Raw genomic sequence first — 10,738 nt, 5'->3', positions numbered from 1 at the left:
TGTGAGGATCGGAACACTTGACTGGGTGCCCGCCGGGGAGCGGCCCGACCTGCTCGCCGAGCCGGTCGCGCGGGCCGTGACCGGGCAGGACGTCGAGGTCGCGGAGATCGACCCGGACCTCGCCGACACGGCGGCCTTCTGCGAGCGTTACGGCGTCGGCATGGGTGAGTCGGCCAACTGCGTGATCGTGGCCGCCAAGCGCGCGGGCGAGGTCCGCTACGCCGCGTGCATGGTGCTCGCCACCACCAGGGCCGACGTCAACGGCGTGGTCAGGCGGCACCTGGACGCCAGGAAGATCTCCTTCGCCCCGCAGGACGACGCCGTCGGCCTGACCGGAATGGAGTACGGCGGCATCACCCCGCTCGGCCTGCCCGAGGACTGGCCGGTGCTGGTGGACGAGGCGGTCGCGGCCCATCCGGGGGTGGTGATCGGCAGCGGTGTGCGCAGGTCGAAGCTGGCGGTCTCCGGCGCCCTGCTGGCCGGTCTGAAGACCGCCCAGGTGATCGGCCTGGCGAACTGACGCCGAAAAGAGATTGAGTGTTACCCCGGTTTGGGAAACCGTGGAGATCTGGCACACGTTATCCCATCAGAGAATATGGCCTGATGGTTCATCTCATGGGCGGGGTTTAAGCCGGTATGGTTTTTCATGCCATGAATCAGGACGACCGACTGGGCCCGTACCGACTGCTCCGGCGGCTCGGTGAAGGCGGCATGGGCGTTGTCCACCTCGCGGCCGACCCCCACGGGCGGCAGGTCGCGGTGAAGGTCCTGCGCTCGGAGGTCGCGGGCGACGACGTGGCCCGCCGCAGGCTCTCCCGCGAGGTCGAGACCATGCGGCGGGTGCGCAGCGAGCACATCGCCGAGGTCCTCGACGCCGACGTGACAGGACACCGCCCCTACATCGTGACCCGCTACGTGCCGGGTCAGCCGTTGGACGACCACGTCAAGCAGGAAGGTCCGATGGACCTGCCCGCGCTGCTCAAGGTCGCCTACGGGGTGGCCTCCGCGCTGGCGTCCGTGCACTCCGTCGGGGTGATCCACCGCGACCTCAAGCCCGGCAACGTGCTCATCCTGAACGGCAGGCCGGTCCTCATCGACTTCGGCATCGCGCAGGCCGTGGACGCGACCCGGCTGACCCAGACCGGCATGTTCATCGGCACGCCCGGCTACCTCGCGCCCGAGATCATCGAGGGGCACGAGGCGGGACCCGAGGTGGACGTGCACGCCTGGGCGGGCACGATGGTCTTCGCGGCCACCGGCCAGCCGCCCTTCGGCAAGGGCACGCTGGAGATGATCTTCTACAACATCACCGCGGGCCGGGCGAACGTGGACGCGGTCCCCGAGGCGCTGCGGCCCGTGCTGCGCGCCGCCCTCCAGCGCGACCCCGCCAGGCGTCCCAGGGCGGCGGAGCTCGCCGCCCAGATCGAACGGCTGATGTCGGCCTCCGGACGTCCCAGTCCGCCGGACGAGGTGCCCACGGTCACCGGCTTCGAGGGCCGCACGACGGACCTCGGGCAGCCGACCGGGCCGTACGTGCCGACGGGACTCGGCGCCACTCCCGGCGCTCCGGGCGTGGCCCCCGGCCAGGCGACGGGTCAGGCGACGGGGCCCTACGTGCCCACCGGCCCGGGTTTCCGGTCCGGTCCCGTCGCGGACCCCGGGCAGCCGACCGGCCCCTACGTGCCCACGGGCCTGGGTTCCCGCCCCGGTGACGTCGCGGCGCCCGGCCGTACGGGGGAGCGAACCGACCCCGGTGACGTGCCGACCCCGGTCGCCTCGCGTCCCGGCACGTCCATGCCGTGGCCGCCCACCCCGGTCTCGACGCCGCCCGACTACGTCTCGCTGCTCGGCGAGCAGCAGCAGGGGCCCGACCCGTGGCCGACCCGCAGGGTGACGCCGGAGGAGTTGCGTCAGGCGGCCGCCCAGCCGGTCTCGCAGCCGATGCCACAGCAGGCCTTCCAGGAGCAGCCGGGGACGAGGGGCCTGCCGGCGAGGCCCGGTGGCGACGGCGACATCCCGACCCAGCGGGTCCGGCCCCACGAGCTCGAACAACTGCGCAACCAGGCGCAGCGGCAGTACCCCCAGGGGCAGGCGGCCTTCGAGCGGGCTCCCCAGCAGGGCGGGCACCCCGCGCATCCGGGCGCCGCGGGCCCGCAGCCCTACCAGGCGACACGGGTGCAGTCCTACCCGCCCGCCGAGGAACGCCAGGAGTGGCGTCCCACCGCCTCCTCCGCTCCGCGGGGCTCCGCGGTTTACGGCGTCGCGAGCGCGCTGCTGATGGTCGCCGTGACGGCCGTCGCCGTCCTGGCGCCCGTCCTGACCGCCATCGTCGCCATCCCGCTGGTGATCCTGCTGCGCGCCGCCGACATCGCCCAGCCCGAGTTCAACGGCCGCAGGCAGGCTTCCGAGGGGGCCGCCGACGTCCTGCGGGTGCTCGGCAGGCCCGCCGCCCTGGCGAAGTCCGCGGGCATCACCCTCGCGCTCGTGCCGTACGGCCTCATCCTCGGCCTGCCGGTGACGTTGCTGCTGTCGGTGCTGGTCAGGAGCCTGCCGCAGACCGCCGCGCTCAGCTGGGGTGCGGCTGTGGCGCTGTGGACGATCTGCGCAGGTCCTGGAGTCGAGGGCCCCAGGAGGCAGATGCGACGTACGCTGGCATCACTGCTGCCTTCGCGCGGCGCGGCCACGGCCGTGGCCGCGGTGCTGGGAGCGGTCGCCGCACTGGCGCTCCTGTTCGCGATCGGCACCTTCAGGGGAGGGACGTCGCGGGTGCAATGGGCGCCGGTCGACGTCGGAACGGTGGTGGGGGAACTGCGCAATCTACGGGACAGGGCGACACGATGACGACGGGAGAGACGCAGGCACCGGAGCGGCTCGGGCCGTACCGGCTGCTCAGGCAGATCGGCGAGGGCGGCATGGGGGTCGTCCACCTGGGGCTCGACGAGGACGGCCGCGAGGTGGCGGTCAAGGTCCTGCACCCGCACGTCGCGGCCGACCTCAAGGCCCGCGACCGGCTCACCCGCGAGGTCGAGACCATGCGGCGGGTGCGCAGCGCGCAGGTGGCCGAGGTGCTCGACGCCGAGCTGACCGGCGCGCAGCCGTACATCGTGACCCGCTTCGCGCCGGGCCGCACGCTTGAGGAGATCGTCCTCGCGGAGGGGCCGCTGGCCCCGCACGAGGTCATCAAGCTCGCCCGCGGCCTGTGCGCGGCGCTGGTGGCGATCCACGCGGCCGACGTCGTGCACCGTGACCTCAAGCCGTCGAACGTGATGATGGTCGACGGAGAGCCGCTGGTCATCGACTTCGGCATCGCGCACCTGGTCAACGCGACCCGGCTGACCCAGACCGGCATGTTCGTCGGCACGCCCGGCTATCTCGCCCCGGAGATCATCAGGGACTCCGAGATCACCCAGGCCGCCGACGTGCACGCGCTGGCCTCGACGGTCTTCTTCGGCGCGACCGGCAAGCCGCCGTTCGGCACCGGGAGCTTCGAGGTCGTCTGCTTCAACATCATGGAGGGCCGGGCCAACGTCGACCAGGCCCCGGTCTGGCTGCGCGGCTGGCTCAGGCAGGCCCTGGCGGTCGACCCCAAGGCCAGGCCGAGCGCGCACGCGCTGCTGCGGATGGCACGCGACCTCGACCCGACGGTCACCGCCTTCCACGAGGCCGCGCCGCCGCAGGCCAACGACGGCGGCACCAGGGTGTTCAGCGCGGACGGCACCCGGGTGCTGGACGGTCAGCCACCGGTCGTGCCGTCCCCCACCGCGCCGTCTTCCACGTCTTCCGCTTCGTCTTCCACGTCGCCTTCCGCGTCGCGGCCTCCGGTCCCGCCTCCGGCGAACGGCACCAGGGCGCTGCCGCAGGACGGGACCTACTCCGACCTGCTGCCCCCGGTCGAGTACGCCAAGCCGGAGCGGCGCGAGCGCAGGCCGCGTGAGGAGCCGCCCGAGCACCAGGCCGGGCGTTCCACGGCCGGGTCGCCGCCGCCGTACGTCCCGGCCACACCGCCGCCGCCCTACGTGCCGGCTCCGCTCTCCGTGCAGCGCAGGGTCGCGCCGCCGCCCCCCTACCCCGACCAGCGGGTCGCCGGATACCCGGCGCCGCAGCCGGTGGGGCAGGGCGCGCCGTTCGCCCCGCCCCAGCACGAGCCCAGGCCGTACGTCCCGCCGCCCGCGCCGCAGCCCCTGCCCGGGGAGCAGCGTCCCCGCTACCGCACCGGGCATCCGCTGGCCGCGGCGCTGCTGCTGGCGATCCTGGTCGGCCTGGCCTGCGTGCTGCCCGTGGTGGTGAGCGCCTTCGCGCTGGTCGCCGTGCTCTGCCTGCGGGTCGGGGAGTACCTCTTCGGAGACCTGGCCCAGCGTCGCTCCGTGCGCGGCAACAGCGCCGCCGACCCGCTGCTCGCGCTGGTCGGCACCCCGTGGGCGTTGATCAAGGCGTTCCTCGCGACGCTGGTCACGGCTCCGCTGGCCGCGATGTTCGGCATGTGCGTCTGGGGCGCGCTGACGTTCATCGGGCACATGAAGACCGACCCGGCGGCGGCCTACGCGGCCGGGGCGTTCGTGGCGGGGCTGTTCGTGCTGCCCGGCGGGGGCAAGCCGCGCAGAGCGGTCTCCCGCGCGCTGACCGGGGTGATCCGCAGCCCGGGGGCGGCGATGGTGACCACGATCATCCTGGGCACGCTCGCGTTCTTCGTGGTGATGGGCGCGCTGACGCTGATCCCGTCCTTCGTCCCGTGGGACCAGCCGTCGAGCGTCGTCAAGCAGGTGACGCGGGCCTGGCAGGTCAAGGTGGAGAACGGGCAGATGGGAGCGATCGACCTCGTCCGAGGCCTGTTCAACGACCTGATGGACAGCCTCGGCCTCGGGTTCGTCTCCTTCTAGACGGAGGGTCCAAGCCGCCGGGATCCTGAACGACAAGGGCGTGGGTGTCCTCCGGACCCCACGCCCTTCGGCTTTGCCCCGGTCGTTGCCAGGGCACCGTTTCACCCTCCTGCCCGGCGCCGGTCCGTCAGGTTTCTGCGGCGTGTGCGATTTCACAGCCGGAAGAAGAACAAAAGGCGGGCCGATAATCGTCGGCGGTGTAACCATGACGGCGGCGGGGGAGATGAGATAGAAGGACTGGGAGGGCGCGTGAACGTTGCCGATCTGGCAAATCAGGTGACACCTTATGTGGTGGCGGCGATAGGCGCCTACGGAGGCGCGGTGCTGGCCAAGACGCAGGATCTGGCCGCTGACGAGTCGGTGAATCTCGGGCGCAGGCTGCTGCGGCGTTTCGTCAAGCGTGAGGAAAGCCGCGATCGCATCGAGTCCGCCGTTCAGGATCTCGCGGACGAGCCGGAGGACGAGGACGCCCTGGCCGCACTCCGTGGTCAGTTGAAGAGGGCTCTCGCCGCCGATCCCGAACTGGCCGGGGATGTGGCGAGATTGCTGCGGGCCGCCTCCGCCTCCGCTCCGGTGGTGAACAGCGGTGGCCAGGTCGTCGCTGGAAGCTCGATCTCCGGGGACAACGTTCAGATCGGATCGGCACGGGACGTCAACCTCCATCGACGCTGATTCGCCGGGGGGTCAAGTGGACATGGCTTCCTGAAGATGTACTTCGTAATCGGGAAGTGGCGCGTTCGTGAATCATGGGTGTGGCTTGCCCTGCTGTTCCTGCCCTACCTGGTGATTCCTTCTTCGCTTCCTCCGGTGCCTTTCCGCGTTCCCGTGGAAAATGGAGGCGCGGCCGTTCCCGGCGGTATTCGCTCGCTGCTGTGGAAGGTGAAGATCCCGGAGGACCTGTCCAACACCGTCTTCGTCGGTGACGTGCTGGTCGTGACACACGGAGATCAGATCGAGGGCAGAGAAACCGACACAGGGCGTCTCCTGTGGTCCTTCGGCGTGTCGGACTCCAACGGCTACAGCCCGCCGGAGGAGCGCATCGGGGTGACCGGTGACTACGTCGTCGCGGCGATTCCGCGCGACGGGAAGGACAAGACGGACGAAGAGGCCCCCAGGGGCGACGGCCTTCTGACGTTCAACGGACGCACTGGAGCGCTCCTCTGGACGCTCGGGTCCGGATTCCACGGCTCCGACACGCCCATGCCCCCTCTGGTGACCTATCTCGGTGTCGGTGAGGGGAACGTACTGATCCACCTCCCCGCCATCGGTGTGGTGAGAGCCCTCGACGTGGCGGACGGGCGCCGCAGATGGGACTCCCCCCTCCCCTCCGGGTGCCTCGGGCAGACAGGCGGGGCGGACCGGTGGGTCGTCGCGATGCTGATCTCCTGCGGGCGGGAGACCCGTCTGCGTGTGCTGAGCGCCTCCACCGGCAGGTGGCTCTGGGAGCAGGAGGTCTTTCCCCTGGGCAATCCCCTGGTCGTGGTCGCCGACGGGGTGGTGGGCCTGGAGAGCGACAACGCGTTGAACGTCTACGACGCCGACGGCCGGCAACTCTACGAGCACGTCGCCGAACACGCCTGCCCGTGCTCTCTCGTCGCCACGGCCACCGGTGTGCTGGTCGTGGGGCAGGACGACTACAGAAACTCCTTGTTGACGGCGATCGTGGACCGGCGATCCGGCCGCGTCATCGAGAGCGAGGACGAGAGCGTCTCCTTCATGGCGGTTCAGGCGCTCGACGGGCGGATCTACGCGACGAGGCGGCTCGGTGAGCTTCAGAGCTCCATCGTCGTGACGGTGGATCCGGTGACGGGAGAGCAGACGCCCGTCGTCGCCTTTCCCGCTCCCGTCAGCCTGCTTGGCATGAGCCGGTACACGTTGCTGTTCGCCTCCGTGTCCACCTCGTCGCTGGCCGCTTACACGACGGTTCCGCCGTCGGCAGACCCCGGCGCCACGGCGCGCGGAGGCGTCGGTCGTGAGAGGTGGCGTGACGCGTGTGCCCTGATCCCGGCCTCCACGCTGAGGGCCGAGTTCCCGGAGGCTCACTACACTCCTGTCGCCCGGCCGGGGCCGCCGGAACTCGCCCTGGACACGCCCGTCGGCTGCGACCTGGTTCCCGGCGACGCGAGGCATCCCGTCATCACGATCGACATCAGATGGGCGGGAACGGACAAGGACGAGACAGAGGACGTTCTTCAGGATCTGATGGCGAGGTTCGACGAGAAAAAACCCATCCCTCTCGGGCATGGCGCGCAGATGTACACCAACAGTGCGGTGCGCGATGTCGCAATCCTACGGGCGGGTGACACGGTGGTCCGCATGGACGGCGCGGGCGGCCACGAGGTCACCGTGAGACTCGCCCGCCAGGTGGTTCGTGGCCTTCGGGCGACGAGATGACCCGTCATCCGCCTGAGACCGAGCCGGTCGAGCAGCCCGCCGCCGCCCCGAGCCTGCACCATGCGACGGTTGGCGGGAACAACGTCCAGATCACGTCCGCCAGGGACGTGACGGTTGTCTCCGAGTCTGCGGGAAGACCCGTCCGGCGGCGTTCACCGGTGTGGCTGTTCGTCGTAGGCGTCGTCCTGGCGGTCGGCGCGGTAGCGTTCGGCGAACGCTCCACTCTGGCCGACGTGGCTCAGGACGCTCTCGGCGCGCCGGTCCTGACCGCCGTCACCACATCGATAGTCAACGTCGGAGACTCCTTCGCGATGCCGGACGAGTTCTCGACCGCCGAGCACGCCCTTCTGCTGCGCGCTCCGAGTTACCGGCAGCTGACGGAGACGCTGTTCCGTCACCATGCGGCTCGGCTGGGGACGATGAACGTGGTCACCGTTCTCCGGGGCCGGCGCCACGGCGCCGTCAGGATCATCGACGTCCGGCCGTACATCGTCAGGTCCGGGCCCCCTCCCACGGGCACCTGTCTCACCATCCCCGCCCAGGGAGGTGGTGAGGAGTACAAGGTCAAGGCGGACCTCGACCACCTGAACCCCAGAGGCGGTCAGTCGAGGTTCCTGCCCAAGAGCATCGATCTGGCATATGGGGAGCGTGTGACGGTCGAGTTCACGGTGCATGCCAAGAACCGCTGGTACGAATGGGGTATCGAGGTGGTTTACGCCTACAAGGACAGTGGAGAAACCGAGAGCGCGTTCTTCCAACAGGCCAACGGACAGCCGTTCAGAGTCACAGGAGAGGCACCGAGATACTCGGTCGTCTACAACGACCCCAGCAGTTTCGGTGTGGGTTACCGGATCACCGGTAGGAATCAGCCGTGCGGAAGGCGATGAGAACACGGCTGCTGGCGGTCCTTCTGGTGCTGGTCCTGCCCTTGCCCCTGGCGGACGCACCGGCGGCCGCCCAGCCACGAGCGCGTCTCGTCCCTCTCTGGCACAGGGACGTCTCGATCCCCCAGGGGGAGTACGGGTACGCCCTCACGTCACGTGACTTTCTCGTGTACACCGCACGCGGTGTGCTCGCACTCGGCCTGGACGACGGACGGCCAAGGTGGAGACACCACCTCTCCACGGCGACGGCCGTGGGCTGGAGCATCGCCTCCGGCGTTTTCGTCGTCGACTACTACCAGCCGTTCGCCCAGGTGAACAGGCGGCACCAGCTGATCGCGGTGTCGAGCGTCACCGGAAAGGAACTGTGGCGCAGACGGGGGCTGTCCCTCCCGCCCCGGGGACGGAGGTCGGCGGCCCTGCAGGACCGCTCGCCGGTCTTCCTCACCAGGAAGTCGGAGAAAGGAGGGCTGATCGCCGTTTCGCCGGGCACGGCGCGTGATCTGTGGAGTTTCCGCCCTCCCGCCGGGTGCGACGTCTCCCAATCGGCGGTTCGTGCCGCCGACGTGGTGCTCCTCCTCACCTGTGGCCGGTCGCCGCGCATGCTTCTCCTGGACGTGGCCACCGGTGCGACGCGCCGGTCGGTCCGGCTTCCCACGGGGGCGGTCTCGGACTTCCAGGTCGCCGATCACGTGATCGCGCTCTTCGGTGACGGTGCGATGACCTTGTACGACGACGAGGGGCGGGCGGTGCTCCGGCGCGGGGAGTGCTGGCCGCGATGCGCGATGACGTACGAACAGGGCCTCGTGCTGACGACCTACCACAGTGGTGAGGAGGATGTCATGGAGGCGGCCTCCTGGCCCGGAGGCGCCCCTGTGTGGCAGGTGAGACCGGCGCCGGCGTACACCGGCCTGGTCGAGGGAGGCGTCGGAATCCGGGCGACGGAGGAGGAAGGCCTTCCGGTCGTCGACCTGGTCGAGCCCGGGACCGGCGAGGTGACCTCCTACGGCCTTCCGACGCCCGGCAGGCCGCTGGCGTCGGCCGGTGAGCGTCTCTACGCAGGAAGCGTCATGAGCGCGGTGGGGCAGACGCCGAGCGTACGCATCGCGGCCCTGCGACGTGGCCAGGGCGGAGGGACGCCGCTGCTCGCGGGTGTGGACCCGGGCCGCTGGCCGGACGCCTGCGCGCTTTCCCCGGGGAGGACGTTCTCCGCCGGGACGCCCCGGACCACCCTGTCCGGTTACACCATGCCCAGCCCTGTCGCCTGCCGCTACACCGATCGGAACGGCGGCCACCTCGTCGTACGTGTCCTGTGGGTCGCCGACGATCCGGGCGAGGCCGTCGGCACGATCGAGACGCTGCGGGACGTCTACGCGTACAGACCGGTCACCGGCATCGGAGACCAGGCCGTCGCGGACGCGACCCTGCCGAGCACCGTTGTCCTCAGGGCCGGTTCGGTGGTGGTCTCCGTCGTGTCGGGTGACATCTCCGTGCGGCGCCGGCTGACGGAACTCTCCGGATCCGTCGCCGACCGGCTGCGCGAAACCGATGTCGTCAGCGAGGCGCGGGCCGTCCCCGCTCCCGCGCCACCACGGCGGTTCAGGCTGCTCCGCCTGCCGGGAACGCGAACGGTGGTGGCCGAGGATGCCACGACCTCCCCCTGGCTGGGCGCCTATCTGTCCGGTGAAGACCTCTACGTCCGGGTGAAGGGAGTCTTCGCCCGGTTTGACGGGACGGTGAGGGCCCTTTCGCCGACCGGTGCCTGGGGGGCCGGGACCACGGAGAGCTACCCGGCGCAGGGCCGGGACCCTGTGACGATCGTGGACACCGCGACGGGGAAGGTCCGCGAGGTGCCGACGGTCAAGGCGCCCATGGGTGTGGTCCGCCCCGTCTGGTCGCCGGACGGACGTCTGCTGTTGACCGCCCGCACCCAGGAGGAGATCACCGGTTTTGTGATCGTCGACGTGGCCACGATGAGTTCCCGGTTCGTCCGCGTCGCCCATGGCGGCCGTTACTCAGGAGGATTCCGCTGGGGGGCGGACTTCAAGACGGTGGCCGTTCAGACCGGGCTCGAACGCGACGAGGAGGACGCCCACCGTGACGTCACGTTCTTCGACCTCCACGGTGCGGTGCGACACCGCTTCAAGAAGGTCGGGAAACTGATGGGAGAGCAGAACTGGATGTCCCCCTCCGGGAGGGTCTTCGCCACCCGTTGCGCCGGGCAGGCCGGTCAGCTCTGCCTCTGGCGAACGGCGGACGGCGCGCAGGCGGCCCGGGTTCCGGTGGATTCAGGCCGTTTCATCGCCTGGTACGGCGAGGACCGCTTCCTCGGCCGGCACACCCTGTCCTCGGGGGAACGGGTGGTCGGGATCACCGACCTTCTCGGCCGGTTGCGCGCTCAGCTCGCCACGACCCCCAAGGGTGAGGAACTGGAACCGGTCGTCGTTTCCCAGGCCGGAGCCTGATCTCCGGACGGTCTCCGTCCGGAAGATGTGAGTTCCGGTAACCGTGATGGAGAAGCCGGGTGTAGGCCCGTGTCCTTTATGGAGGGTTTCTCGGAACCTCTTCGTGCGGGAGCGGCCCGGC

General features: G+C 70.3%; 7 protein-coding genes. All 7 read left to right on the top strand.

Annotated features, from left to right (window positions below; all coding sequences use genetic code 11):
* Position 1: 1 nt before the first annotated feature.
* The 7 genes from ABZ470_RS02695 (at position 2) to ABZ470_RS02665 (ending at position 10,617) form a co-directional block, all read left to right on the top strand.
* Positions 2-520, top strand: a complete 519-nt coding sequence (locus ABZ470_RS02695) for a YbaK/EbsC family protein (protein ID WP_352015194.1) — start codon at positions 2-4, stop codon at positions 518-520.
* Between the two features lie 116 nt (positions 521-636).
* On the top strand, positions 637-2,841 hold the full coding sequence (locus ABZ470_RS02690) for a protein kinase (RefSeq protein WP_362909513.1): 2,205 nt from the start codon (positions 637-639) through the stop codon (positions 2,839-2,841).
* Complete coding sequence (locus tag ABZ470_RS02685) at positions 2,838-4,877, top strand: serine/threonine-protein kinase (RefSeq protein ID WP_362909511.1); 2,040 nt, start codon at positions 2,838-2,840, stop codon at positions 4,875-4,877. Before ABZ470_RS02690 ends, ABZ470_RS02685 begins: the two co-directional genes overlap by 4 nt.
* A 249-nt stretch (positions 4,878-5,126) precedes the next feature.
* On the top strand, positions 5,127-5,549 hold the full coding sequence (locus tag ABZ470_RS02680; RefSeq protein WP_362909509.1) for a hypothetical protein: 423 nt from the start codon (positions 5,127-5,129) through the stop codon (positions 5,547-5,549).
* Between the two features lie 153 nt (positions 5,550-5,702).
* Entirely contained in the window at positions 5,703-7,271 is a 1,569-nt protein-coding gene (locus tag ABZ470_RS02675; protein WP_362909507.1) for a PQQ-binding-like beta-propeller repeat protein, read from the top strand.
* The gene (locus ABZ470_RS02670; protein ID WP_362780568.1) at positions 7,268-8,158 is read left to right on the top strand and encodes a hypothetical protein; all 891 of its coding nucleotides are present in this window, start codon (positions 7,268-7,270) and stop codon (positions 8,156-8,158) included. The genes ABZ470_RS02675 and ABZ470_RS02670 overlap by 4 nt, the downstream gene beginning before the upstream one ends.
* Entirely contained in the window at positions 8,143-10,617 is a 2,475-nt protein-coding gene (locus tag ABZ470_RS02665; protein ID WP_362909505.1) for a PQQ-binding-like beta-propeller repeat protein, read from the top strand. Before ABZ470_RS02670 ends, ABZ470_RS02665 begins: the two co-directional genes overlap by 16 nt.
* The last annotated feature ends 121 nt before the right edge of the window (positions 10,618-10,738 follow it).

Origin of the sequence: Streptosporangium sp. NPDC020072, assembly GCF_040631445.1 — a bacterium.
Lineage (GTDB): Bacteria > Actinomycetota > Actinomycetes > Streptosporangiales > Streptosporangiaceae > Streptosporangium.
This window is presented reverse-complemented; position numbering and strand designations above follow the sequence as displayed.

Bases quoted from the DNA above. Each gene is read 5' to 3' on its own strand.
- ABZ470_RS02690 (WP_362909513.1), top strand. From the start codon at position 637: ATGGTTTTTCATGCCATGAATCAGGACGACCGACTGGGCCCGTACCGA.
- ABZ470_RS02670 (WP_362780568.1), top strand. From the start codon at position 7,268: ATGACCCGTCATCCGCCTGAGACCGAGCCGGTCGAGCAGCCCGCCGCC.
- ABZ470_RS02685 (WP_362909511.1), top strand. From the start codon at position 2,838: ATGACGACGGGAGAGACGCAGGCACCGGAGCGGCTCGGGCCGTACCGG.